Source organism: Empedobacter sp. UBA5924 (genome assembly GCF_002431085.1).
In the GTDB taxonomy this organism is placed as follows: domain Bacteria; phylum Bacteroidota; class Bacteroidia; order Flavobacteriales; family Weeksellaceae; genus Empedobacter; species Empedobacter falsenii_B.
In genome coordinates this window covers 76745-103472 of the sequence record NZ_DJDM01000038.1, presented here as the reverse complement: position 1 = coordinate 103472, position 26728 = coordinate 76745, and the positions used below count along the sequence as shown (strand labels likewise).

Genomic DNA, 26728 nt, shown 5'->3' with positions numbered 1-26728 from the left:
TTGTTTAGAAATCAAATTTTAGACCTAAAGTAAAACGTGGTTGATAATATTCGAGTTGCATTGTTTGACTCGAAACTCCTTGGTAGTAACGTAAAGGTTGATTTGTTAAATTGTTTGCTTCAGCAAAAATTCGTAATTGCTTCGAGAATTTATACGACGCATTTGCATCTAAAAATAATTGTTTGTCATAGTAACTATCCTCGAAAGCATTTCCACCAATCTCGTCTAAATAAGCGGCAGTATAATTAACCGAAACACGTGCAGAAAACTTTTTGTTCTCGAATGCTAACGAACCATTGAACATGTGTGGAGCTGTTTTAGGTAAATCAAGATCTTTTCTCAAATCACCATCTTCATTGGTAATTCCTTTCGCTTTTGAATCGGTGTATGTATAGTTAAGATAAATTCCCAAATGTTTGAAAAATTCGCCTGGAATAAAATCTAATTGACGCTGAAATGCTACCTCAAATCCGAAAACATTCACGTGATCTCCATTTCTAGCTTGTGTCATTTTCCAATTTTCTCCAGCAGGAACTGGGTTTGCTATGTCAGGAAAAAGCGTTTGGAAATCATTTGTTGTAAATGTATTGTTTTTGTAGGTATAGATGAAATCGTTTAATTTTTTGTAGAAAAATCCTCCCGAAACAATTCCGATATTTTCGAAATAGTTTTCAACCATCAAATCATAATTCATGGCATAGGTCGCTTTCAGATTTGGGTTACCTGCAAAAAGCTCTGCATCTTCTTTCAAAACACTTACAAAAGGCGCTAAACTGTAATAATTTGGTCGTGCAATACTTGTTGTGAAAGCTGCTCTCAGAATAAAATCATTTGTAAATTTATGTTTCAAAGAAAGACTTGGTAAAACATTGGTATAATCGTTTTTGTGCTTGATTTCTCCAATTAAATCTTCTTCATCTTGTACATAATTCCCTGTATAATCTATCGAAGTATTTTCGATACGAACACCAACTATTAAAGATGTTTTAGATGATAAATCTTGATCCCAACGAATATATCCTGCCGAAATATATTCTTTCGCTTTATAGTTAGAGGCTAGATATTTAGAAGGCTCTAAGTTAGATTTGAATAGATTTGTATTGTTTAAATCTAAATTTCCTAATTGATGATTTGAATAGAAATATCCAGCTTGATATTTTTTACCAGCATTGAAACGATTGCTTGACCAATTTACAGGATTTTGAGTACTCAAATTTCCCATTCCATCTATGCTTTCGTACGAATAGAAAATATTTTCGCGCACTTTGTCTTTCAATCGAAGGCGACCACCAAAACGTAAACGTCCTTTCTGATTTGGGATAACACTTAAGGGAACTCTGAAATTAAGCTTTGCACCAAATTCTGTTTCATCTGTATAATTGTGCTGTTCTGATAACGAACTAACTTTGAATTTGGTCAAATCTTCTGCAGAAGTTGTTGTTACATTTGGATATTTTGCATCAGATAAATCTTCATTAAACGTAACACCTTTTGCACGATAATCAATGTAGCGCTCATTTGGTCTGTCTTCGCTCGCTTTTGAGTAAGAAACAGCCCAATCCATATCGATTTTTGGTGATAATAAATGCTCTCCTCGTAACGAAACATTGTAAACACGTTGATCTTCTAAACGCGTATTTTTATTGCGGTTATTATCAATTCCACCTTTTGTTTGGCGACGTATATTTCCTTTGTAAGTTCCTGTTTTTTCATCAAATTATAAATCGCGATAAGTTACTCTATAACGATTTTCTCGGTCGTCACGCCAATTGTAAATAGCAGAAAGATCAATTCTATTGTTTTCATTAAACTTATAATCTGCCGAAAAAGACGCACTTCTTCTTACGCGTTGAATGTCATATTTACGAATCTGAAATTGTGACAAATAGGTTTTATTTTCATCTTTGTCCCAAACTGCTTCGATATTATCCGAACCAAAATTTTGAACCTGATAACTTCCTGAAACAACCACACCTAATTTCTTGTCAAAGAATCTATTTCCATATAAAAAAGCTGAATTGTACAAGCCTTTTTCGCGAATTGGTGCATAACCACCAGAAGCCGTTATAGAAATACGCTCTTTGTTTGGAACAGCACGCGTAATCAAATTTACAGCTCCACCAATTGCGTCTGCATCCATATCTGGTGTCAAAGTTTTGTTCACTTCGATAGATGAAATCATTTCCGCAGGAATCAAATCCATTTGTACATTTCGGTTATCACCTTCGGCAGATGGAATACGATCTCCATTTAACATGACCGAATTTAATTCAGGCGATAAACCTCTAATGATAATGTTTCTGGCTTCACCTTGATCGTTTTGCATTGTAACTCCAGTCACACGTTTTAACGCATCTCCGATGTTAGAATCTGGAAAACGACCAACTTGATCTGAAGAAATAATATTGGTAATATTTCCGTTATTTTTTTGTTGATTCAATGCTTTTGCTTGCCCTTTTAAATAATCTCCAACTATAACAACTTCATTTAGTTCATTGTAACCTGCGTTTAGAGAAAAATCAATAACGGCTGTTTTATTTTCGGTAACTTCTATTTGTTTTGAAATGGTTTCGTATCCCAAATAATCAATATAAATGGTATAAATACCAGGCGTAAGATTTAGAAATTGATAATTACCATTTTGGTCAGATACAGTATATTTATTGGAATTCTCGATGCGAATTGTAGCTCCTGGTAACGAAAATTGATCGTTAGAATCTACAACTTTTCCTGAGATAACACCGCTTTGAGCCAAAACGAATGGACCTAGAATGAATAAGGAGAGTTTTAAAAGATGTTTCATTAGAAATTAAATTTCGTCAAAAATACACTTGCTATATATCTTAATTGTTAAATATTTATTAAGAAATATTTAACAATTATAAAATTACTTCAATGATTAGTATGTAATTTGATATTTAATCTAGCTTTTTACTAATTTTAGATGCGTAGTAATTGTTACTTTTGCATGAAATAAAACTTCTGATGTCGATTGCTGAATATTTAAAATTCAATCAAAAAATAAATTATAAAAACGAAATATTAGCCGGCTTAACTGTTGCTATGACAATGATTCCTGAATCGCTTTCGTTTGCAATTTTAGCTGGTTTATCACCTTTAATAGGTTTATATGGTGCATTTATCATGGGAATTGTAACGGCGGTTTTTGGAGGAAGACCAGCGATGGTTGCGGGTGGAGCAGGTGCTACCGTTATCACTTTAATCGCGTTGAATGCTACGTATGGTGAGCAATATATTTTTGCTGCGGTTGCTTTAGCAGGAGTTTTCCAGATAGTAGTTGGTGTTTTCAAATTAGGAAGATTTGTTCGTTTAATTCCTCAACCTGTTATGTATGGCTTTCTAAATGGTTTGGCGGTTGTTATTTTTATGTCACAAATAGAACAATTCAAATCAACTACGAATGGAATAACGAGTTGGTTGAGTGGTACACCTTTTTATACGATGGCTGGATTGACGCTAATTACAGTTCTGATAGTTTATTTCTTTCCGAAATTAACGAAAATTATTCCAGCTTCTTTGGTTGCAATTCTTGTGACTTTTCTATTGGTAATTGGATTTCATATTGATACAAAGACTGTTGGTGATATTGCGAGTATCAAAGGAGAATTGCCAAGTTTTCATATTCCGAGTGTTCCGTTTACGTTAGAAACCTTGAAAATTATTTTGCCTTATTCGATTATTATGGGTTCGGTTGGGTTAATTGAAACTTTGCTAACGCTTACTTTGGTGGATGAGGTGACTGAAACGAAAGGTTCGTCGAATAAAGAATGTTTGGCGCAAGGTGCTGCAAATATTACAAATGGTTTTTTCGGTGGAATGGGAGGTTGTGCAATGATTGCTCAGACATTTGTTAATTTAGATGCAGGTTCTCGTTCTAGATTAGGACCAGCAATTGGTGCAATTACAATCTTGATTATTATTCTAATTGGTGCTCCAGTGATTGAGAAAATTCCGATGGCAGCACTTGTTGGTGTAATGATGATGGTTGCGATTTCGACTTTTAAATGGGGATTTTTTAAATTGATAACTAAAATGCCAAAATCGGATGTGTTTGTAAGTATTTTGGTGGCGATTATCACGATTGTGTTACATAACCTTGCTTTGGCTGTTTTTGTAGGTGTTATTGTTTCGGCTTTGGTTTTTGCTTGGGATAATGCTAAACGTATTCGAGCACGTAAATTTGTTGATGAAAATGGACGAAAAATATATGAGATTTATGGACCACTTTTCTTTGGTTCGACTTCTACTTTTTTAGAGAAATTTGAAATTAATTCTGATCCAAGAATAATTGTTATAGATTTGAAAGAGAGTAGAATAGTTGATATGAGTGCAATTGAATCTTTACATATTATTACATCTAAATATGCACAACAAGATAAAATTGTAATTTTGCGACATTTGAGTAAAGATTCTATTCGATTATTAGAAAATGCAAAAAGCGTTATTGAGGTAAATATCGAAGAAGATCCAACTTATAATGTGATGCCGAAATAAAAAAGTCAGCTTTTTAGAAGCTGACTTTTTTTATAAATATCGTTCATTAATTACATTCATATGATGGATGGAATGACCAGCCATTACATAACCGATTTTCTCAACAGAATACTCTCGATTACCAACTTTTCCTATTTTGTTTAAAGTTTGATCATTAAAAGATTCAAACTGAAAGTAAGTTGCTTTCATCAAATTAGTCCATTCTTTTATTAATTCTTCAGGCTTTCTTTCATTTGCATTCGAAGTCAATACATAGGCGTTTTCATCGAAGAAATTTAATGTTTGTGAATCTTCTCTCGCAATATGTTGCGCACGATAAGAAAAAATACGTTCGCAATCTATACAATGTTGTATCATTTCTTTGATCGTCCATTTACCTTCTGCATATGCATAATCCCATTTATCTAATTCTGTTACAATTATTAATGTTTTCTTGATGTCAGCAATACGTGTCTGTAAAGCATCTACAACTTCTATTCCATCGTAAATAGAAGTATAATTGTCGTGGTTTATTGTATTCATTTTTCAGTAATTTTTTACAATTTAAGGATAATTTGATGGAGTTATTTTAAGTATTTGTTAAAAATAAACCTTCATTTTTTTGAATTCATTTTTGATTTTAATAAAAAAATACGATTCTTTTAGAAATCATAAATCTTGTATTTGATAAATTTATTTTCCTGAAAATCGTTGTTAAGTTTGAGTTGGAAAGTAATTTTAAAAACATAGAATATAAGCGCATGATTTCTAACTTATCATACTCAAGTGGTGCATCACAATATCCTCTTTTAGGAGAAACAATTGGCGAAAATTTACGAAATACAGTTGCAAAATATCCGCAACAAGAGGCTTTGGTTTGCGTAGATCAAAATTATAGAGCGACGTATACAGAATTTTATTCACAAACCGAACAAATAGCAAAATCATTGATTGCAATTGGTTTGCAAAAAGGAGATCGCGTAGGTATTTGGGCGCCAAATCGTGCGGAATGGACATTGTTACAATATGCAACGGCCCGTGTGGGAATGATTTTGGTTAATTTGAATCCTGCTTATCGTGAAAATGAACTCGAATTTGTATTAAATCAAGCTGAAATTTCTGCAGTTTTTGCTTCTTTAAGCTTCAAAACAAGTGAGTATAAAGTGATGTTGAATAATGTAAAAGAGAATGCGAAATTACTAAAACATATCATTATTTTTGAAGAAAATTGGGATGATTTTTTGATTAAAGGAGAAGAAATTTCGACTTCAGAAGTGCATCAAATAGAGCAATCTGTTCAGTTTGATGATGCTGTAAATATTCAATATACATCTGGAACAACAGGCTTTCCAAAAGGAGTAACTTTAACGCATCATAATTTATTGAACAATGGTTTTTTTATTGGTGTTCGATTAAATTATACGCATCGTGATCGTGTTTGTATTCCTGTTCCATTTTATCATTGTTTCGGAATGGTAATTGGTAATATGGCGTGTACTTCGCATGGCGCTTGTATGGTAATTCCTTCGGATAGTTTTGATCCTGCAAAGACTTTAAATGCAGTCGAAATGGAAAAGTGTACATCACTTTATGGAGTTCCGACGATGTTTATTGCGGAATTAGAATTACCAAATTTTGATCGTTTCGATTTAACATCTTTGAGAACTGGTGTAATGGCTGGTTCGCCTTGTCCGATTGAAATTATGAAGAAAGTGCAAGCTAAAATGAATATGAAAGAAGTTTCGATTTGTTATGGGATGACAGAAACTTCGCCAGTTTCTACACAAACTATTATCGGAACACCTTTAGAAAAGCAAGTTTCGACGGTTGGAACAGTTCAAGATCATTTAGAAATTAAGATTATTGATCCGCAAACAGGAGATATTTTACCTCGTGGAATTGCTGGTGAATTTTGTACAAGAGGTTATTCCGTCATGCAAAAATATTGGAACAATCCGGAAGCAACTGCGCAAGTTATTGACGAAAATAATTGGTTGCATACTGGTGATTTAGCGACTATGGATGTTGATGGTTATATTAATATTACTGGACGAATTAAAGATATTATTATCAGAGGAGGAGAAAATATTTCACCAAAAGAGATTGAAGATTTTTTGTACGAACATGAATCAATTTCTGATGTTCAAATTATTGGCGTTCCAAGTATCAAATATGGAGAAGAAGTAATGGCTTGGGTGAAAGTGAAAGATGGTATTAGTGTAACAGAAGACGAATTGAAGGCTTATTGTTTATCCATTGCTCATTTCAAACGTCCTAAATATTGGAAGTTTGTACAAGAATTCCCTATGACTATCTCAGGGAAAATTCGAAAAATAGAAATGAGAGAAGTTTCTATAAAAGAATTAGGTTTAGAAAATGCACGAAAAGTGAAAACATCTTAAAAAAAGTATTAAAATCTATATCAAAAGTAGACTCAAAAATAATAATTTCAATTATCTTTGAGTCTATTTTAATTTTACAAAAATAAACGATCTAAACGATGTCAAATATCTTATTAATCGAAGATGAACAGGCAATTCGCAACGTTTTGAAAAGCATTTTAATGGACGAAAATCCAAAATGGAATGTGGATGAAGCTGAAAACGGAGCTATAGGGCTTGAAAAAATAAAAGAAAAAGAATACGACTTAATTATAAGTGATATAAAAATGCCGTTGAAAGATGGGATGGAAGTTTTATCGGAAGCGATGGAATACAATCCTGATTTAACAATGGTGATGATAACGGGGCACGGAGATGTTGATTTGGCTGTAGATGCGATCAAAAAAGGTGCGTACGATTTTATTTCAAAACCACCAGATCTTAATAAATTATTGACGACTGTTCGTAATGCTTTAGACCGTAAATCGTTGCTGTCTTCGAATAAAGAATTGAAGAAAGAAAATAAAGCTTTAAAGAAAAAAGTTGCTAAAAAATATGAAATGATTGGTGATGCTCCTGCAATTGCAGAAGTAAAACAAATTATAGATAAAGTGGCTGCTACAGACGCTCGTGTATTGATTCTTGGTCCAAATGGAACAGGTAAAGAGTTGGTTGCTCATCATTTACACGAGAAAAGTAATCGTAATGTAAAACCTTTGGTTGAAGTGAATTGTGCGGCAATTCCAGCTGAATTAATCGAAAGTGAATTGTTTGGTCATGTGAAAGGATCGTTTACTGGAGCTGTTAAAGACAAGCAAGGTAAGTTTGAATTGGCAAATGGAGGAACAATTTTTTTAGATGAAATAGGGGATATGAGTCTTTCTGCTCAAGCAAAAGTTTTGCGTGCGCTACAAGAAGGAAAAGTTTCGCCAGTTGGTTCTGAGAAAGAGATTAATGTAAATGTTCGTGTAATTGCTGCAACAAATAAAGACTTACGAAAAGAGATTGAGGAAGGTCGTTTTCGCGAGGATTTATACCATCGTTTAGCGGTAATTATCATTAATGTTCCAGCACTTAATGATCGTAAAGATGATATTCCTGCTTTGGTTGAACATTTTATTACTGATACAACAAGTCAAAAATCTTTTGATAATTCAGCGTATGATGCTTTGAAAGAATTAGATTGGTCAGGAAATATTCGTGAGTTAAGAAATGTTGTTGAACGTTTATTGATTTTGGGTGATGATCCAATTTCGAGAAAAGATGTTGAACAATTCGTGAAAAAATAATTCATCTCAGATGAAAAAGATTTTCTTTTTGCTATTTATCAGTCAACTCTTTTTATTTTCTTGTAAAAAGGACAATGTAGAAGTGGATAAAAGTTCAGATAGCTTATCGCATGAAGATGTATTGTCTTTAGAAAAAAATTCTGTTTTTACAAATGAAACGCTTGTTTATAAGGGTGTTTTTGAAGGAAAATATTTTGGGGATAAAATTGTTTTGAAATTAGCAGATGATAAATTTACTGCTGAATACAAAGGTCAATCTTATAACGGAGAATTATTCAAAAAAGATGATGGATCGTTGATGGAGATTGATTCAAAAAAGAAAAAATTACCTTTTCAATTTTTACGTTGGTCGGACAATTCGGAGATTATGATTCTCAATGAAGATGGAATGGCTGATGATAATGGTGAAAATTATTTAACAAGAATTTCAGACAAATGAAAATAAAATTTACATGGATTTTAAGTCTTATTGCAATTACTTTTTTAGTAAGTTGTAATTCTTCTTCAGCCAGTAAAAATGATGAATTAGGAAAACGTTTTTTCGAAAATTATTCATCTCGAAAAGATTACAAGAAAATGTTGTCTTTTTACAATGATAGTTTGGTATATGAAAATGTAGCACAATATTCGGGAGGTTCTACGGTAGACCCGCGTTATTTATTGAATGATATTATTCGTTGGAGTGATCAAACGATGCAATATGAAAATAATAAATTATTGAAAGTAAATGAATTATTTTCTAACGATTCGATGATTATTGCAAACGGAGAATTTTCGCCTTATACCTATAATGGAATGAAGTTTCCAGCGATGAAATTCACGACATATTTGTATTTAGATCAAAATTCGAAAATCAAAAAACAAGTTGATTGGTTTAATTATCCAATTGAGGATATTATAGAGTTGTATCAATTGCAACAAGGTCAAGACAAAATAAAACTAGATAAACAATAGTTTTTAGTAAATCCAGTTAGAGTTTTTTAACTGGATTTTTTTATTTTTAGATATGATAAGAATTGCCGTAGAAAATGATATTCCTGAACTGAAAAGAATGATGATAAAATTGTTACAACATCATCAAGAGTTTAATGCATTGTATCAAATAGATTTGACCTACAAACATGATATTGATGATTTTTTCAAGGGAATTTTACATCAACAGAATATAAAAATATTTGTAGCCGAAATAGAAAATCAGTTGACGGGATATATTATTTGTTCGAAACATCTTCGTCCGAAATATTTTGTGATTAAATCAAAAGGAAGAATAGATTCGTTGTATGTTGATGCAAATTATCGCAATCAAAACATCGCTTCTAAATTGGTTAAAGAAGCGATAAATTTCTTGAACGATCAAGCATATATTGAATTAGAATTTACAGCTGAAAATCAATTTGCAAAAGGTTTTTGGCTGAAAAATGGTTTTGAGATTTTGAATCATCAATGTATTTTGAAATTGAATTAATATCAAAAAAAAAGCTCCAAAATAGGAGCCTTTAATTTATTGTTCAGAATTGAAATAGACTTTATAATAATACATTTTCTTTTCTTCGTCAAAACCACGCTCCAAATATTCTTCAGCTGCATCAGGATTTGTCAAATCTAATTTGATGTTAATCTTTGTATCTAATTTAATTTCACTTTTAATTTTCTTAGATTCTTTCATCAAAGTTGGAACTGAAACTTCGAAAGCTTCCACAAATTCAACACGATTATTTTCGCTATAATCTTTCTTATATTCTTTGAATTCATCAATAATTTCGAAAGGTTTCAAAACTTGATCTTCAAAAATTTCATTCGTTACAACTTCATTCGAATTCAACACATTTATCGAATTTGAGATAAATTCTGCTTGTTGTTTTTTGTCTGTTTTATCCAAAAGAAAATCATTCGAGAAATCTGTAATCAACTCCATATATTTCTTCGTATGGTAATTGTTATCCTTAATCAAATCAATTTCCAAGAAATTTTTCTTCCAATATTCTGACTCCACATTTTTATCATCGATAGAGTAGACGCGGAAACCTTCGTCGCGATAAGCATCAAGAATAAGACAGGCTTTGTCGATTCCTTCTAGCTTATAACCTTTCCAAATGTTGTAATCTAAACCACGTGATTCGTCAAAACGCAAGAATTTCTTCTTATTCTCTAATTTATAAATTCCAATTCCACGGCAAGGAATTCCGTCGAACATCATATTTTCGAAAAGGGCAATAAAAACTTCACCACTTTTGATCTGCGGATGTAATGATTTCTCGTATAAATGACTTAAAACTTCTTGCGAAAAATCGATAAAATCTATTTCTTCATCAAACATTTGCTTGCATTGATTGTACAAAACATTAAATTCTAATTTTTCTGTATAATGCGTGAAACGATTAATTTCGAGTGTTTTTTTGAACGGACTTAATAAGAAAGGAACCAATTGTTCTTCCTTAGATTCATCGTATTCTAGTGTTTTATCGGCAAAAATGTTAGCTTCTTCTCGAACTTTATGTCCAACTTTTTGTAAACTAATAAAGGCGATGTAAGCATTTTTAACGTCAATCATTTTATATAATTTCTTAAAAACAAAAGTAATCAATTCAGAAATCAATACAAACGATGTCAAGAATAAAAATATTTAACAAAATTGTCAAACAAAATTGTTAATACAATTCATTGAATATTAATCACTTATAAATTATTTTGATGATTTATTGATTTTGTATGGTTAAAATTTATAATTATGGCACGGAAATAGTATTTAGAGAGATGTCTTAATTTATTAAAAAGTTGGATGATGAAAAAAATTAGATTTACACTTTTAGGAATAGCTTTTACAGCCATGTTAGCTGTTGGTGTAAATGCTCAAGATAGAGGTCAAAGAGGTGGTGAGAGAAGTTCTTCTTCAAGAGAAGCGACTTCAAGAAGTCAAGGGAATGGACGCTCTGAAATGGCTAGAACAGAAAATAGAACTAGTCGTATTCAAGGAAATAGAACAGAAAGAATAGATCGCGGAAATTCTACGAATGAATCTTGGAAAAACTCTACAAATAGAACAGAACGTGAAACGAGTACACGTATAGATAGAAATAATACTGCTATTGTAGGTAGCAGACCAAGTTCTAATAAAGATTGGAATAATAGTAGAAATAGCCAAGGAAATCAAGGCAATAGATCTGAGAGTTTAAAAAACAGAGATTTCTACAACAATCCAGTTCGTATAAATTCTAGCTCATACAACAGAGGAAACCGACCAGTTTCTAATGTGAATGTAAGAAACTATAACAAGTATTCGTATAACAGTTATAACTTCTACGGAAACAATGGTATTTACTATCGTCCTTATAACAATGGATATGTGAGATATATGCCATATGTAGGATTTAGAATTAATATTTTACCAGTAGGTTATGTAACAATTAATATTGGTAATAGAAATCCATATTATTTCTACGAAGGTGTTTATTACAGCCCAAATAGAAATTATTATGAAGTAGTTCAAGCTCCACTAGGTGCTATCGTATATGCGTTACCAGCAGGATATGAAAGAGTAGATTATGGAGGAGAATATCTGTATGAATTTGGAGGTGTTTTGTACCAAAAAATTTACAATAGAGGAACAAGAGCTTATCAAGTAGTAGGTTATTTAGATTAGTATAGGTTTTAGTAGTTAAGTAAAAGCCCAAACAGATTGTCTGTTTGGGCTTTTTATTTGTAGCGAAGAGCAGAATCGAACTGCCGACCTCAGGGTTATGAATCCTGCGCTCTAACCATCTGAGCTACCTCGCCTAAATTTTAATTTTTGCAAAGGTAATTTTTTTTTGATTTTATAACAAAACTTATTTTGATTTTCTTTGGTAGATACAATTCATTTTATATCTTGCGACTTCAATAAAATAGAATTATGCCAAAAAAGAAATATCAAGTAGAATTTTCAATCAAGTCTTCACCGTCTTTGCTATATAACTATATTTCAAACCCTTCTGGTTTATCAGAATGGTTTGCAGATAACGTAAATTCTCGTGGAGAAAAATATACTTTTATTTGGGATGGACACGAAGAATCTGCATTTTTGATGAAATCTAAGCAAGATGGATACGTGCGCTTTCAATGGGAATATGATGAAGATACAAAATATTTCTTCGAATTAACAATTGTAGAAGACGATTTAACGAACGATGTATCATTAGTTATTACAGATTTTGCTGATGAAGACGAAGTAGAAGAATCAAAACAATTGTGGGAAAGTCAAATTGAAGATCTAAAAAAAATCTTAGGATCTGTTTAAAATCTATTATTTTGAAAATTAACTTAGGTGGCGTTATTGTCGAAAAAGCAAATGCAGAAATAGGAATTCAGAACAGAGCTTTTCGTAATGGTGATGCTGTAAAAGAAATTTTGCGATTTGTAAATGGTGAAATTATTGATTGGGAAGATCATTATTTCAATTTAATGGCTTCTATGCGTATTTACCGCATGAATATTCCGTTAGATTTTACACCAGAATTTTTTCAAGAACAAATCAATTTATTAGCAGAAGCAAATCAGACCAAATCAGGGAAAGTAGAATTTTTTGCGTTCAGAAATGATGAGGAAGATTATCTAAAAGCATCCATCAATTATTTGATTTCCATTGAAAATAGTGAAAATGATTGGGAGTTTTTACAAGCTGAAAACGAAATTGATGTTTACAAAGATTATGCGATCAATACTGCATTTTATTCACTTGTGAATACGTATCGTCCAGAAGAAAATATTGCAGAAATCTATCGTTTAGAGAATGATTATGCTGATATTATTTTGCTAAATGCAAACAAAAAAATGGCGCGTTCTTTACGAGGAAATATTTTTGTTGTGAATGGAGAAACGATTCGTACACCGAAAAAAGAAGAAGGTGTTATTACTAGTGTTTTGAGAAATAATTTCATTACAAAAATTAATAAAGCCGAAGAATTTAAAGTAGAAGAAGTCGAAATTTTTCCATTTGAAATTCAGAAGGCAGAAGAAGTTTTCATTTTGATTGATGGAATTGGAATTTTACCAATTACCAAAAATCGTAAAAAAGAATACACTTTAGACAAAACAAAATCGATTTTTAAGTATTTATAATTGATTAATTCATAGAAGGATCAGCGGGGGTGTTTAGCCAAATTAAGTTCTCACCTCCAAGCTGTTTCATCAATTTTTTCCACAAATCAGCATCCCAACGCTCAAAAATATCAAAATCCAAATCCGTTACAGCCCACGAATTATTGTTTAATTCATCTTTGATTTGCTTTGGTGCCCAACCACAATATCCAATAAAAAACTTGATTTCATCTTGACTAATCAAATTCTGATTTACTGCATCACGCACATCTTCATATACGCCAGACCAATATAAATTTTTAGTAATTTTTTCACTATTTCTGATTAAATCAGGTCGTTTGTGAATATAATAGATGTTTTCTTTATCGACAGGTCCACCTTCAAAAACAATAGATGCAGACTCCATTTCAGATACAAAAATACTAATCGGAATATGAGAAGAATGATTAAGAATAAAACCAATACTTCCAGATTCTAAGTGTTCTGTAATTAAAATTACACTTCTCTGAAAAATATCGTTACTTAATGTTGGTTTTGCGACCAAAATAACTCCTTTTTTTATACTTTTGATAGACATTTTTGTTTCGGTTTTGTTACGTGAAATCTTAACGAAATATACAATTAGCTGTTTAAAAATATAAAATAATCATTAATGAAACAAGATTTAAGTTATAAAAGAAAAGTTTACGAAAAACAGTCGATGAATTTTGATTCGTTAAGAGAAAATCCGATCGAACAATTTCGTGATTGGTTTCTGCAAGCTGAAGAATCGGATGGAGTGGATGAAGCAAATGCGATGTCTGTTGCAACGATTGGTGAAGATGGATTTCCGAGAACGCGTGTTGTTTTATTGAAAAGATATACGGACGAAGGTTTTATTTTTTATACGAATTACAACAGTCAGAAAGGAAAAGCTTTATTAGAAAATCCGAAAGTTTGTTTGTCATTTTTTTGGCCATTTCTAGAAAGACAGATTATTATAAAAGGTGTGGCTGAAAAAACTTCGGATAATAATTCGGATGGATATTTCGAAACACGTCCAAGAAGTAGCCAGTTAGGCGCTTGGATTTCGGCGCAAAGTTCTGTGATTGATGAGCACGAAGATTTAGCGACAGAGGAATTGGAATTAGAAAAAAAATACGAAGGAAAAGAAATTCCTCGTCCAGCACATTGGGGAGGTTTCTTGATTCGTCCAACTGAGATAGAGTTTTGGCAAGGACGTCCAAGTCGTTTACACGATAGAGTTCGTTATGTTTTACAAGACGATTTTGATTGGAAAAAAGAGCGTTTAGCACCTTAAGATATAAAACAAAAGCCTCTAATTAAGAGGCTTTTGTTTTTGATGTATAGTCTAATAATGGTTCGTATTCTTTTAGGAAAGCAGCTTTTTTTTGAAACAATAAGTTATTTGAAACTTGATCTACAAAGTATAAATTTTCGATTAAATTTTCAAAAGCATTGTTGTTATAACCTGTAGAGTCAAAAAAGAAAATCCAATCTTCATCTATAAAATATTGTGCATTTTCAATTTCTCGAATAGTTATTTTTTCCTTTGCGATTTCACTTTGTAGAATATCTTTTGTTACATTTTTAAGTTGCTCTATTTGATTATTCAAAACTGTTAAAGCTTCGATTCTTAGCTTTTCATGAATGGGTTTTGTTGCAAAATTAATATGAGTTCTAATTTCATTTACCAATTGAATATTTGCTGATAAATCTGCTTCAACTTTGATGCAATCTTCTAACAAAATAGTTTTTTGTTCATCTAAATTAGATTTGAAAAATATTTTGATATTGTCTAAATATTCTGAGAACTCAGCTTCTTTTTCCTTATTTATTTGCTCTAATTCTTCTTTAACTTTCAGTACATCTTGTTTTTTATTGTAAACAACATTGTTGTATTTGAATGGTTGCGGCTTTTTTTGACCAGTAAAAAAATCTAATTGAAGTAAATCAATTTGTAAAGCTAAATATTGTTTTGCAACTAAAATATTTTCATCCGAAAACAATTCATTCGTAGGAATATTTTGTTGTTTATTCGTTAAATCAACTTCTTTAATTCGATCAAAAGGTAAATCATAATTTGTAAAAAAATGATTGTAAACTTTAGGGTAATTGTATTTATTATAAATGGTTTTAAACGTTTCAATAAATTCTGAATTATTTATTTCATTAACACGGTATAAATTTAATTGAAAGAAAAAATTGAATGTAAATTCTTCTTCAAATTCATTATTTTTTTGAAGTAATGTAATTGCTTTTGGAGATTTATCTATTTCAGAATGATGATTTGTAGACGCTATATTTGCCAAACGTTTGTCCATTTCTGGATGTGTCGACCATAAATCTTCAAATTGTAGTAAAGAATGATTTTGATTAAATTCATTAATTCCAACAATAGCTAAATTATTTTCTAAAAAAAGTTCGTAATCATCGATATAAAAGTCAACTAATTGATTCATGTTTTGATAAATATTAGTCGAAAACTTTTTATCATCTTGTAAATTTGTATAAAAATTAGCTAATTCTTGGTAAACAAATTGATACAATTCTATTCTCAATAATGGTTTGCTCATCGTCTCAATTCCCACAACATTTGTTGCAATTTGATCAGCATGAAATTCCATTTCTCGACTTAATTTTAGATAATTGAATTCTAATTTTTTGTGAATTATTTTCAAAATAGATTCAATCATTTTATTGTAAGCAACAGCGCCCATTGAAATAAAACCAACAATTCCATTAATTTGGCCTAAATTATCAACATCAAATTTTAAGGTTTGATTACTGTATAAAATATCTTCCATAATTTTGGTCGCATTTCCAACATGGCTACCAATTGTCATTGATTTTTGAGAAAAATGCCCAAATTCGTGCGCAATAATTCCTTTTAACTCATTTTGAGAAATACCATGAAGCAAACCAACGCCAATGGATAAGTTTTTTCTTGTTGGAAAAACTAAACTTTGCAAATTGTTCGAATAGGAAACATATGCATTTACATCATCAATAATAAATACTTTTTTGGGATGTTTTGTGCCAACTTTATCTGCGGTTGCTTTTATTAATTTGAATAATTCTGGTTGATCCGTTTCAAAAATTTCAATTCCATTTGTAGCTGTTTTTTTGAAAATATTTAGAATAAATTTAATATTATAGTAAACGATTAAACCTCCTAAAGCCAACAGTCCCAAACCTAAAAAAATGGTAATCCACATTGGTTTAGCAATGACGATAGCGATTCCTCCACAAACACAAATTATGAAAATGATGATGCTCAAAATTGTAGAAAAGAAGAGAGTAATCAAGAAAAGAGCAATCCATACTGCCGATTTTTTTTGCGCCTTTTTGTACGTTTCGGAAACGTTTATTTTAAAAGAATTCATAGTGTTAATTAAAGTTTCGAATATAAAAAAACCTGATGAAATTTCATCAGGTTTTTTCTATATCATTTTATTGTTGATTATTTATTAAACTCTTGTGCAGTTTTACGAATAATCGCTAAACATTCGTGTAATTGTTCTTCGTTCATCACTAAAGGAGGAGCGAAACGAATGATGTTTCCGTGTGTAGGTTTGGCTAATAATCCGTTGTCTTTCATTGCAACACAGAAATTCCATGCTGTTTCAGATTCTGGTGTATCGTTGATTAAAATTGCATTTAATAAACCTTTTCCACGAACTGATTTGAATAATGGAAATTCTTCAGCCATTTTCGTGATTTCTGTTCTAAAAATTTGTCCTAATTTTTCAGAATTTTCAGCTAATTTTTCGTCCAAAACAACTTGCAAAGCTTCTGTAGCAACAGCCGCAGCTAATGGATTACCTCCATAAGTAGAACCGTGTTGTCCTGGTTTGATGACATTCATTATTTCATCATTTGCTAAAACTGCAGATACTGGATAAGCTCCACCTGAAACGGCTTTACCTAAGATTAAAACATCAGCATCAATATTTTCGTGATCGATTGCTAACATTTTTCCTGTACGTGCGATTCCTGTTTGAATTTCGTCCGCGATAAATAAAACATTATGTTGTTTACATAATTCTTCACAAGCTTTCAAATATCCTTCAGAAGGTACATTAACACCAGCTTCTCCTTGAATTGGTTCTACTAAGAATCCACAAATTTTATCTGCTTTTTCTTCTAAAATTTGTTTCAAAGCTTCAACATCATTGTATTCTACAGCTTCGAAACCACTTGTGTAAGGATTGAAATTTTTACGTGCATCTTCATCATTCGAGAAAGAAATAATAGTAGTTGTACGACCATGGAAATTGTCTTTACATACTACAATAATCGCTTCACCAGTTGGAATTCCTTTCTTTTCGTAACCCCATTTACGAGCAATTTTTAGCGCTGTTTCTACAGCTTCTGCACCCGTATTCATTGGCAATACTTTATCGAAACCGAATAATTCTGTGATAAATTTTTCGTATTTTCCTAATTCCGCATTATAAAAAGCACGAGAAGTTAACGTTAATTTTTCGGCTTGATCTTTCAACGCTTTAATAATTCTAGGATGACAGTGACCTTGATTAACAGCTGAATAAGCTGATAAAAAGTCGAAATATTTTTTTCCATCAACATCCCAAACGTAAACACCTTCACCTTTTTCCAATACAACTGGAAGTGGGTGATAGTTATGCGCTCCGTATTTTTCTTCTAATGCAATTAATTCTGCTGATTTTTCCATGTAATGATTTGTTTTTGTTTGTTCGTAATATTTTATAAAAAAACCGACAAATAATGGTCGGTTCTATTTCGTTTCTAAATTTTTCTCAATTAATTGAATATCTTTTCCAAAGAATTTTTTTGCCACTTTTATAATATTATCTGTATTGTCAGAAATATAAAATGTATAGTTTGCAACAGTATCTTTCGCAGCCAATTTTCCTTCTTTTGCCAATTGATAAATTACTTGATTCACGACAATTAAAGGTGAATTTACGATATCAACTTTTCCTTCAAATACTTGATTGATTTCTTTTTCCAGATGTGTATAATGCGTACATCCTAAAATAATCGAATCAATTCCTTCTAATTTTTTGTTCAATAAATACGTTTCTAAAACTGCTTTAGAAATCGTAGAATTTGTAAAACCCTCTTCGATAACAGGTACTAAGAGAGGAGTAGCCATTTCAATAACCGTAATATGTTTATTTCGACGACGAATTGCTTTCTTGTACGCGCCCGAATTTACAGTTGCTTTTGTTGCAATAACACCTATCTTTTCTCTTAATTCGAACGAAACTTTCTCCGCAACAGGCGAAATAACATCGATAACAGGAACATCTTTTCCTGCAGCTTCTCTAATTTCTTTCAACGAATTAGCGGTTGCAGAATTACATGCAACTAAAATCGCTTTACAATTATTGTCTATTAAAAAATTAGTAATGTCTACCGAAAATTGTGTAATCGCTTCTTTCGATTTTTCTCCATAAGGCAAATTTTGAGTATCGCCAAAATAGATCAAACTTTCGTTTGGTAGCAGACGTTTTATTTCTTTTGCAAACGTCAAACCACCAACTCCAGAGTCGAAAACACCAATTGGTCTGTTATCATTCATATCGCAAATTTAACAAATTAATTGATGTAAAATAATCTAGAAGCAATTCCGTCTGCGAAAAATTTTGCTTCGGGTTTCAAAATAATTTTATTTTCTTTCTTTTCGACTAAATTTTCGTTGATTAATTGATTGAGTTCTTGATGAAAAGAATTAACTAAAGGTTGAGAAAATTCTGAATTAATTCGATTTAAATCTATTCCATAAATTGTTCTCAATCCTATCATTATCATTTCATTAAATTTTTCTACTTCATTTAAAACTTCAATTTCTTGAGGTAGATTATTTTCGTTGATAGCTTGTATGTATTTAGAATTATTTGCAATGTTCCAAGCACGAGTTTTTCCGTTATAAGAATGCGCAGAAGGTCCAATTCCTAAATAATGAATTCCTTTCCAATAATTAGAATTGTGTAAAGAAAAATACTCTTCTTTTCCGAAATTGGAGATTTCATATTGAATAAAATCATTCGAAGTTAAAGTGTCAACTAAAAGTTGAAATTGTTCGTTTTGACGATCTTCATCAACCGGTTTTGTGATTCCTTTTTTGATTTGATGATCTAAAATTGTTTTTTCTTCGACTGTTAACGCATAAGAAGAAATATGTGGAACATTCAGCTCAATTGCTTTTTGCAAATTTTGCTTCCACATTTCGTTGGTTGTGGTCGTAGAACCATAAATCAAATCAATAGTGATATTTTCGAAACCAAAATCTTGCGCCAATTTTATCGAAGTTTCAGCTTCTTGTGCATTATGTGCGCGATTCATTAATTTCAAATCTTCTTCAAAAAATGATTGAACACCAATCGAAAAACGATTAATCGGAGTTGATTTTAAGAAATTAAGTTTTTCTTTATTCAAATCATCAGGATTCGCTTCGAGTGTAATTTCCTTTAAATTTTTGGTTGAATAATTTTTATAAATCGTTTCGAAAATACTTTCTAATTCAATTTCGGACAGGATAGAAGGTGTTCCTCCTCCAAAATAAATCGTTTCTAAAGGTGTTGAAATTTCATCTTTTCTGATCTCAAGTTCTTTATTAATTGCTTGAATTAAATTTGATTTATGTTGAAGATTTGTCGAAAAATGAAAGTCGCAATAGCTGCATTTTTGTTTACAAAACGGGATATGAATATAAATTCCTGCCAAAATATTATGATTTGAAGCAAAATTATAATGAAATTATAGGCTAAAAAAATTGTTATAAAAAAAACTAAAAATTAATATTGGTTTTGTAAATAAATCTTATATCTTTATCAACGAAAATAAAATACTATGAATAAAGGAACTGTAAAATTCTTTAATGAAGAAAAAGGATACGGATTTATTAAAGATGACGAATCAGGAAAAGAGTACTTCGTACACGTTTCTGGTTTAACAGACAAAGTAGCTCAAAACGATAAAGTATCTTTTGACTTAGAACAAGGAAAAAAAGGCATCAACGCCGTTAATGTGAAAGTAATCTAATTAATATATTATCTCAACATATTTCTTGTAAGCGACCTATTTAGGTCGCTTTTTTTATTCTTTGATTTCGTCGCTATTTTGATAAAACTCTGCATCACGAAGCAATTCATTCACGAAATGATACAATCTTCCTAGCTGATATTTTGCCAAATAATGACCATATAAACTCGCTAAATAGGTTCCTAAAGTAATCAATAATGCAATAGGAATACTCCAAATCCATACACTATTTCCTTGTACAATATATTCGGAAACCGCATAAGAGCCTAAGGTGATAAAAATAGCTCCGCTCAAACCATACAAAAATGCGAAAAATGTCCAAACATTAGAAGGCGGACCAATAATTCCTCTTACAACCAAATAGTTAGGATGATCATCGTCATCTTCAATTCTGATTTGTAATTGCGGGTGCCAATATTTATCCTTGTCTTTGCGGACACGAATCATCGCAACTTCCTGATTGGCATAACCTCCGTATTCAGTAGAATTAGTTTCAAGATGTTTTTTGATTAAATCAATAAATTCTTGTTTTGATAAATGTGTAAAAACCTTAAATCGTGGTCGGCTTAAAAGAGATTTAATTGGAACTTTTTGGCTCATATTCTATTACTTTCTTTAAATTTACAATAAATCTTTAGATTATGACAAAAATCATTTCTGATACTTATGAGAAAATTTACGAAATCGTTCGTCAAATTCCCGAAGGACGTGTTTCTACTTATGGATTGATTGCAAAATATATAGGAGAAAAATTTTCGGCTCGCGTGGTTGGTTATGCAATGAATCATGCACATAATAGAGAAGACGTTCCTGCGCACCGTGTTGTAAACAGAAATGGTTTGTTAACTGGAAAACATCATTTTAATCCTTCGAGTCTGATGCAACAATTGTTAGAAAATGAAGGTGTAGAGATTATAAATGATAAAGTAATTAATTTTAAAGAAATTGTATGGGATCCGAATGAATCTCATTAAAATCTGTAACAAAATTTACTTTCTTCTTACTAATTTTACAAATCAAATGATATAGAAAATGGAATTTTTATTGCAAGCTCAAGGCTTAACAAGAAAATATAAAGATAAAGTTGCGCTTAATAATTTTAGTATCAATATTCCACAAGGTTCTATTTATGGACTTTTGGGACCAAATGGTGCTGGAAAAACAACTTTTATTCGTATTGTCAATCAAATTACGGCGCCAGATAGTGGAACTATTTTGCTAAATGGAGAACCCTTGACAAAAAAATCAATTGGGCAAGTTGGTTATATGCCAGAAGAACGTGGTTTGTATAAGAATATGAAGGTTGGAGAACAGGCACTGTATTTTGCAAAACTGAAAGGTCTTTCTTCTGCGGAAGCTAAAAAACGTACCGAATATTGGTTCGAGAAACTTGATATGATGTCTTGGTGGAACAAGAAATTGAGCGAGTTGTCGAAAGGAATGGGACAAAAAGTTCAGTTTGTGATCACCGTTATTCACAATCCTTCTTTGCTGATTTTCGATGAGCCTTTTAGTGGTTTTGATCCTGTAAATGCACAAATTATTGCGAATGAAATTCTTGAATTAAGAGATAAAGGAACAACAATTATTTTCTCAACACATCGTATGGAATCTGTAGAGGAAATGTGTGATTATGTGGCATTGATTAATCAATCGAATAAAGTTTTAGACGGAACAATCGAAGAAGTTAGAAATCAATTTAAGACAGGGAAATTTTCGATTCAATTGAATGAAATTCCTGTTGATTCTCTTCAAAATTTAGCCAATGAATTTGAGATTTCGGATGTACGAAACATTAATCAACGAACTGAATTTAATTTATTGTATAATAAAGAAACTCCAACCAATGTGATTTTAGATAAATTGATGCAAGTTGGACAAGTTCATCAATTCAAAGAGATTATTCCTTCGATGAATGATGTGTTTTTGGAAGCCGTTAAACAAAGTTCAATTCCTAATCTTTAAGCTAATTTTCAAATGAAAAATATATTTTTAGTTGCACAACGCGAGTTCTTTTCTCAAGTAAAAAACAAAGCGTTTATTGTTATGACTTTTCTTTCGCCTTTGTTAATTGTTGGAGCAGGAGCGGTGATTTTCTTTTTGAGTTCTGCGAATAATTCCGAAGTGAAAAACATTGCAATTGTAGATGAAAGTACAGAGTTTGTAACCTCGTTTAAATCGACTAAACAAATGATGTTCAGTATTTACACGCCTCAAGAATTGCAATCAATTAAGGACACGTTGAAAGGAAGCGAGTATTTGAATGCGATTCTTCATATTCCAAAAAATACAGATGGAAATTATGATAATATCGAGAAAAATACAGAATTAATTACAAATGGAAATCTTGGAATTACTGATCGAGAAAAACTTTCGAGAACAATTAGTGATAAGATTGAAAAAGAAAAACAAGCAAAATCTGGTATTGATAAAGCTGCTTTAGAAGCTTCTAAGGCTCGCGTTAACTTGAATGTTTTCAATGTTACAGACGGAAAAGAAGATAAAGGAATGGAGTTGAAAATCGGATTATCGATGTTTTTAACTTATATTATTTTCATGTTTGTGATGATTTATGGCGTAAAAGTTATGCGTTCGGTTGTTGAAGAAAAGAATAATCGCGTGGTCGAAATTATCATTTCTTCTGTAAAACCTTTCGAATTGATGATGGGTAAAATTTTAGGAACGACAATGGTTGCTGTGACGCAATTTGCAATATGGATTGGAATGACAATGGGTTTATTGATTTTATTTCCTGCAATTGCAGCATCGAGAATGGATATGTCACAACAAATGATGAATCAAGCACAATTAGCGGAAACTAACCCGGATATGATGCAAAAAGTAACAGAAATTAGCGAAGTGTTGTTGACGTTTAATTATCCGTTAATCATTTTTGCTTTTATTGCTTATTTTATCTTAGGATATTTATTCTACAGCTCTGTTTTTGCGGCAATTGGTTCTGCTGTTGATAATGATACTGATACACAACAATTCACATATTTTCCTTTAGTTCCGATGATGATTGGACTTTATGGAAGTATGACAACTTTCGAAAATCCTGATGGTCCAGTTGCTTTTTGGTTATCAATGATTCCATTGACTTCACCTATATCAATGATTACTCGAATTCCGTTTGATGTTCCGATTTGGCAATTAGCTTTATCCTTATTTTTGCTATTAATCAGCACCATATTTATGGTTTACATTGCTGGAAAAATCTATAGAATTGGGATTTTAATTTATGGTAAAAAACCAACTGTGAAAGAAATGGTAAAATGGATTTCTTACAAAAACTAATTTCACACAATTTATAAAACCAAAAAAAGAGCTTGATTTATCAAGCTCTTTTTTTAATCGTCTATCGTATCTTTTTTGATGATTTTCGTATTATTTGGTACTTTTCCGTATAAAAAGTCGAGGTATATTTTACTGTAAGAATTAAATAATTGAAGTAATTTGAAATAATTTACATCATTCAATTCTATTTTAGATTCGGTATTTGTTAATGCATTTTCAATGAAATCTCTGATTTTGAATTTCGGAATTTTTAAATCATTTGTGAAATAATCTTCACCAAAATAATTCTTAATTTTTGTAATTTTATCGTATTTATCTTCATAATCAAGCAATGCTTTTCGTTGTTTGGCTTTACCAGAAAAAACATCATAAATACGCCCAATATCCAATCTCGTCAACGTAATATCTCCACTCAAAAATCCAGCTTTCAACGAAGATGTGTCTTTTATAGGTTTGATATCAGGATTAACACCAAGACTTTTATAAAGTTTTGTTACAACATCAGCTTTTTTTCCATTTTTGACATCTTTTTCAAGAATTCCTGTCAATTTTTGACCAATATATGCGGTATTCAATTGAATTGTCTGTACAGCTAAATGCACTACAATTGTTTGTTTATTGAACAAATTTGGTCTTAAGATAATTAGTCGATTTTCGTACCAATCAGATTGTATTTTTAGCGTGTCATTTACTTTTGCTTGAATAAGAAAAGTTCCTGTAAAATTAGAAATTGTTGTATGATTTGTTCTCAGATTTGTAACGTAAACTCCTTCTGCTGTATCGTCAGAATCATCAATGATAATGTTTCCCTGAATCCATTTTTCTTGTGCGAAAATAAAATTCGACAACAGCAATATTAGAATGGTAAATAGTGATTTCAATTGTTCGTGATTATACGTTTAATTATTTGTACGAAGATAAGTCTTAATAAATTAGCATCAATTTTGTTAACGTTTATTGGCTAAATTTTAAAAATCTATTAAGAATTATTGATTTTTGTTTTGATTTAATTCATTCAAATAATCTTTCGCATAAGATTCTAAATCAATCATTATCGTACCAAATTGTCTGCTCAAAACTTTTTCTTGAAGCGGATAACGCGCATTAACATAATATAAAAATTCTTCTATTTTATATTCAGGAATTTGTAATTGATTTGTATAAAAATCTGTAGGATAATAATGTTTAACTTCTTGAACGAGAGAAAGTTTTGTTTCGTAATTACGTACACGACGTTGCTCACGATAAAATCCATTCATATGACCAATCAATCGAACAGGATTTAAAACATCCATTGGCTTGAATTTTGCAATATCTCTTTTAGGTTCTAAATCTCGTAAACGTTGATCAAGTCCCATTTTATCGTACAAATCTGTTTTATTATCCTTGTGATATTTAGGTTGTAAAGGGCCTTTACCAATTGTAGCACCACTCAATTCAATTGTTTCAATATCCAAATGTGCTTGTAAAAAACCTTTGTTGTAAATATTTTGATTGACTACAATTTTTCTTGGAATCAAAAAATCTGCTTCAAACAAAATTGTATCGCCAACATTTGCTTGGATAGAATAATAACCCGAAGAGCTTGTACATGTCTTACTTTCTGACGTCAGATTTTCTATACGAGCACCAGAAACTGAGGAAATATAATCGTTTCCTTCGTCTACAACCACAGAACCAGTAATCAACTTATTTTGTGCAAAGCTGATGAATGGAAATATAAATAGTGTGTATGTTAACCAATATCGCATGTTAGATTTAACCTTTTATTTTTTGTTTCATTTTCGACCAACGATAATTTCGGATGAATTTTTCTTGATCTCGATTTACCATTTTTTTTGTACCATTAATTTTAGCTTCAAAAAAACCTTTCAAATAATACAAAATATATGTGGGTTTCTTTTTACGTAAAGCCAATTTTGTGCCAGCAATTAATGTAATCCAAAATCCATAACCTAATGCATAATAAGCCGCACCTTGTTTGTAAAGCGCCGATTTATTGTAACTCGCGCCAGTTGGTTTTAGATGTTTGATGTGTAAAGATTCGTCTGTAACAACTTTCCAACCATAATATTTACACAACAATTCGTCTACTGTATCCCAACCCATATGTGCGCGTAATCCACCAATTTTTTCGTAACAATTTTTTCTATACGCCTTAAATGCGCCACGAATATGGTCTTTATCTGTCAGATTTTCAAGAATCCATTTTCCGTCCTTATCAATATACGCAAAACCACCAACCATTGCAATATCTTCCTCATGATTAAAATGAGTTAAAATAGTCTCAAAATAATTGAAAGGAATATCTAAATCAGCATCCAATTTAACAATAATATCATAATTAGGATCAATGATTTCGTAACCTTTCAAGAAAGCTTGTATCACTTTGCTTCCTGGCTGATGTTCACCTTTTGATAAGATATTTCTTAATTTGATGAACGGATATTTAGCTGTAAATTCTTCTACAATTTGTTGTGTTTTATCGGTTGAATGATCATTTACAACAATCACTTCATATGGTAAAACAGTTTGATTAACGAGAGAATTTAGCGTAATCGCAATAAAATCTTCTTCGTTATGTGCAGGTATAACAATAGAGTATTTAGTAAGTAAAGTCTTTTTTTCGTTCTGCGTAGACAGCATAATATCTTGGTGTAATTCTTCTTAATAAGGGTCTTATTCCCAGTTTGTTTGATGGATGCGTCCATTTGTGACGATGTATTACATTCCATCCAGCTTTTTCCATTAACATGTCAAATTGCCAATCTTCAAATTCGTGATAATGTACATCTCGCGCATCATTTTGATTACGATAAGCAGGCGAAAACCACAAACGCATCGGAATTGAAGCTAATAATTTATCTCCAGGCAAATTTCTTAGCACTTCCATTGGATTTACCAAATGTTCTAAAATTTCTAAAGCCGTTACAAAGTTAGCATCATAATTTTGCAAATCCTTATAATAATAGTCCAAATCGTCGCCATTTGTATTTTTTACATCAAAACCATTTTCCAACATCACATCTGTAAAAGGATTTTTGATTCCTAAATCAAGAATTTTATCAGTAGGTTGAGCAAATTGTTTCAGCAAAGCTAAGGTTTCATTGTATCTTTTTTGTGGATATATTTTGTACATTGTGTTAGTTGTTTTCGGATGAT

General features: G+C 31.3%; 26 protein-coding genes, 1 tRNA gene and 1 pseudogene. 14 read left to right on the top strand and 14 right to left on the bottom strand.

Annotated features, from left to right (window positions below):
• Positions 1–4: 4 nt before the first annotated feature.
• A pseudogene (locus B3792_RS11270) lies at positions 5–2803 on the bottom strand (TonB-dependent receptor).
• Between the two features lie 182 nt (positions 2804–2985).
• On the opposite strand from B3792_RS11270, the gene B3792_RS11265 reads away from it, so the two are divergent.
• Positions 2986–4515, top strand: coding sequence for a SulP family inorganic anion transporter (locus B3792_RS11265; protein ID WP_115000408.1), 1530 nt, complete (start codon positions 2986–2988; stop codon positions 4513–4515).
• Between the two features lie 30 nt (positions 4516–4545).
• Here the strand turns inward: B3792_RS11265 and B3792_RS11260 are convergent, their stop codons facing one another.
• Positions 4546–5037, bottom strand: coding sequence for a DinB family protein (locus tag B3792_RS11260; protein ID WP_084106811.1), 492 nt, complete (start codon positions 5035–5037; stop codon positions 4546–4548).
• Between the two features lie 218 nt (positions 5038–5255).
• Between B3792_RS11260 and B3792_RS11255 the strand changes: the two genes are divergently transcribed.
• The 5 genes from B3792_RS11255 (at position 5256) to B3792_RS11235 (ending at position 9629) form a co-directional block, all read left to right on the top strand.
• Positions 5256–6896 carry an AMP-binding protein gene (locus B3792_RS11255; protein ID WP_038330517.1) on the top strand — a complete coding sequence of 547 codons (1641 nt, stop codon included), beginning with the start codon at positions 5256–5258 and terminating at the stop codon, positions 6894–6896.
• A 98-nt stretch (positions 6897–6994) separates the two neighbouring features.
• Positions 6995–8164, top strand: coding sequence for a sigma-54-dependent transcriptional regulator (locus B3792_RS11250; RefSeq protein ID WP_125349474.1), 1170 nt, complete (start codon positions 6995–6997; stop codon positions 8162–8164).
• Positions 8165–8174: 10 nt separating this feature from the next.
• Entirely contained in the window at positions 8175–8603 is a 429-nt protein-coding gene (locus B3792_RS11245; protein ID WP_038330520.1) for a hypothetical protein, read from the top strand.
• Positions 8600–9118, top strand: coding sequence for a hypothetical protein (locus tag B3792_RS11240; protein WP_038330521.1), 519 nt, complete (start codon positions 8600–8602; stop codon positions 9116–9118). Before B3792_RS11245 ends, B3792_RS11240 begins: the two co-directional genes overlap by 4 nt.
• Positions 9119–9170: 52 nt before the next feature.
• On the top strand, positions 9171–9629 hold the full coding sequence (locus B3792_RS11235) for a GNAT family N-acetyltransferase (protein WP_038330524.1): 459 nt from the start codon (positions 9171–9173) through the stop codon (positions 9627–9629).
• A gap of 36 nt (positions 9630–9665) precedes the next feature.
• On the opposite strand, the gene B3792_RS11230 is transcribed toward B3792_RS11235, so the two are convergent.
• Positions 9666–10715, bottom strand: coding sequence for a nucleoid-associated protein (locus B3792_RS11230; RefSeq protein ID WP_038330727.1), 1050 nt, complete (start codon positions 10713–10715; stop codon positions 9666–9668).
• Positions 10716–10946: 231 nt separating this feature from the next.
• Here B3792_RS11230 and B3792_RS11225 point away from each other — a divergent pair, with 231 nt between their 5' ends.
• The gene (locus B3792_RS11225) at positions 10947–11804 is read left to right on the top strand and encodes a DUF6515 family protein (RefSeq protein ID WP_291069605.1); all 858 of its coding nucleotides are present in this window, start codon (positions 10947–10949) and stop codon (positions 11802–11804) included.
• A gap of 60 nt (positions 11805–11864) precedes the next feature.
• On the opposite strand, the gene B3792_RS11220 is transcribed toward B3792_RS11225, so the two are convergent.
• Positions 11865–11938: transfer RNA gene (locus B3792_RS11220), tRNA-Met, on the bottom strand.
• A gap of 115 nt (positions 11939–12053) precedes the next feature.
• Between B3792_RS11220 and B3792_RS11215 the strand changes: the two genes are divergently transcribed.
• Together B3792_RS11215 and B3792_RS11210 are read left to right on the top strand one after the other, a co-directional pair.
• Positions 12054–12437 carry an START-like domain-containing protein gene (locus B3792_RS11215; protein ID WP_038330532.1) on the top strand — a complete coding sequence of 128 codons (384 nt, stop codon included), beginning with the start codon at positions 12054–12056 and terminating at the stop codon, positions 12435–12437.
• An 11-nt stretch (positions 12438–12448) separates the two neighbouring features.
• On the top strand, positions 12449–13258 hold the full coding sequence (locus B3792_RS11210) for an aminotransferase class IV (protein WP_221855234.1): 810 nt from the start codon (positions 12449–12451) through the stop codon (positions 13256–13258).
• A gap of 4 nt (positions 13259–13262) precedes the next feature.
• Here B3792_RS11210 and B3792_RS11205 read toward each other — a convergent pair whose 3' ends face one another.
• Positions 13263–13814: a YqgE/AlgH family protein gene (locus B3792_RS11205; RefSeq protein ID WP_291048426.1), complete on the bottom strand. Its 552-nt coding sequence runs from the start codon at positions 13812–13814 to the stop codon at positions 13263–13265.
• Between the two features lie 75 nt (positions 13815–13889).
• Between B3792_RS11205 and pdxH the strand changes: the two genes are divergently transcribed.
• Positions 13890–14537, top strand: a complete 648-nt coding sequence (gene pdxH / locus B3792_RS11200; RefSeq protein ID WP_221855228.1) for a pyridoxamine 5'-phosphate oxidase — start codon at positions 13890–13892, stop codon at positions 14535–14537.
• 22 nt (positions 14538–14559) lie between these two features.
• On the opposite strand, the gene B3792_RS11195 is transcribed toward pdxH, so the two are convergent.
• From B3792_RS11195 to hemW, 4 genes are all read right to left on the bottom strand, one after another.
• Positions 14560–16623 carry a M48 family metalloprotease gene (locus B3792_RS11195; RefSeq protein ID WP_221855226.1) on the bottom strand — a complete coding sequence of 688 codons (2064 nt, stop codon included), beginning with the start codon at positions 16621–16623 and terminating at the stop codon, positions 14560–14562.
• Between the two features lie 77 nt (positions 16624–16700).
• A complete protein-coding gene (gene rocD, locus B3792_RS11190) occupies positions 16701–17933 on the bottom strand; it encodes an ornithine--oxo-acid transaminase (RefSeq protein ID WP_115000400.1) in 1233 nt (410 codons plus the stop codon).
• Positions 17934–17996: 63 nt separating this feature from the next.
• Complete coding sequence (gene murI, locus B3792_RS11185) at positions 17997–18806, bottom strand: glutamate racemase (protein WP_125349482.1); 810 nt, start codon at positions 18804–18806, stop codon at positions 17997–17999.
• Between the two features lie 17 nt (positions 18807–18823).
• Positions 18824–19951, bottom strand: coding sequence for a radical SAM family heme chaperone HemW (gene hemW / locus B3792_RS11180; RefSeq protein ID WP_115000397.1), 1128 nt, complete (start codon positions 19949–19951; stop codon positions 18824–18826).
• Positions 19952–20077: 126 nt separating this feature from the next.
• Between hemW and B3792_RS11175 the strand changes: the two genes are divergently transcribed.
• Complete coding sequence (locus B3792_RS11175) at positions 20078–20269, top strand: cold-shock protein (protein WP_038330556.1); 192 nt, start codon at positions 20078–20080, stop codon at positions 20267–20269.
• Between the two features lie 54 nt (positions 20270–20323).
• Here B3792_RS11175 and B3792_RS11170 read toward each other — a convergent pair whose 3' ends face one another.
• A complete protein-coding gene (locus tag B3792_RS11170; RefSeq protein WP_115000395.1) occupies positions 20324–20869 on the bottom strand; it encodes a hypothetical protein in 546 nt (181 codons plus the stop codon).
• A gap of 41 nt (positions 20870–20910) precedes the next feature.
• On the opposite strand from B3792_RS11170, the gene B3792_RS11165 reads away from it, so the two are divergent.
• From B3792_RS11165 to B3792_RS11155, 3 genes are read left to right on the top strand one after another with little or no spacing between them, the layout of a single operon-like run.
• Positions 20911–21243: an MGMT family protein gene (locus B3792_RS11165; protein WP_115000393.1), complete on the top strand. Its 333-nt coding sequence runs from the start codon at positions 20911–20913 to the stop codon at positions 21241–21243.
• A gap of 58 nt (positions 21244–21301) precedes the next feature.
• Positions 21302–22234 carry an ABC transporter ATP-binding protein gene (locus B3792_RS11160; protein WP_291069602.1) on the top strand — a complete coding sequence of 311 codons (933 nt, stop codon included), beginning with the start codon at positions 21302–21304 and terminating at the stop codon, positions 22232–22234.
• Positions 22235–22246: 12 nt separating this feature from the next.
• On the top strand, positions 22247–23566 hold the full coding sequence (locus B3792_RS11155; RefSeq protein ID WP_291069600.1) for an ABC transporter permease: 1320 nt from the start codon (positions 22247–22249) through the stop codon (positions 23564–23566).
• A 53-nt stretch (positions 23567–23619) separates the two neighbouring features.
• Here the strand turns inward: B3792_RS11155 and B3792_RS11150 are convergent, their stop codons facing one another.
• The 4 genes from B3792_RS11150 to B3792_RS11135 form a co-directional block, all read right to left on the bottom strand.
• A complete protein-coding gene (locus B3792_RS11150) occupies positions 23620–24414 on the bottom strand; it encodes a hypothetical protein (protein ID WP_260392525.1) in 795 nt (264 codons plus the stop codon).
• Positions 24415–24552: 138 nt separating this feature from the next.
• Entirely contained in the window at positions 24553–25317 is a 765-nt protein-coding gene (locus tag B3792_RS11145; protein ID WP_280035617.1) for a hypothetical protein, read from the bottom strand.
• A gap of 7 nt (positions 25318–25324) precedes the next feature.
• A complete protein-coding gene (locus B3792_RS11140) occupies positions 25325–26212 on the bottom strand; it encodes a glycosyltransferase (protein ID WP_286494880.1) in 888 nt (295 codons plus the stop codon).
• A complete protein-coding gene (locus tag B3792_RS11135) occupies positions 26172–26705 on the bottom strand; it encodes a methyltransferase (protein ID WP_125349489.1) in 534 nt (177 codons plus the stop codon). The genes B3792_RS11140 and B3792_RS11135 overlap by 41 nt, the downstream gene beginning before the upstream one ends.
• Positions 26706–26728: the final 23 nt, after the last annotated feature.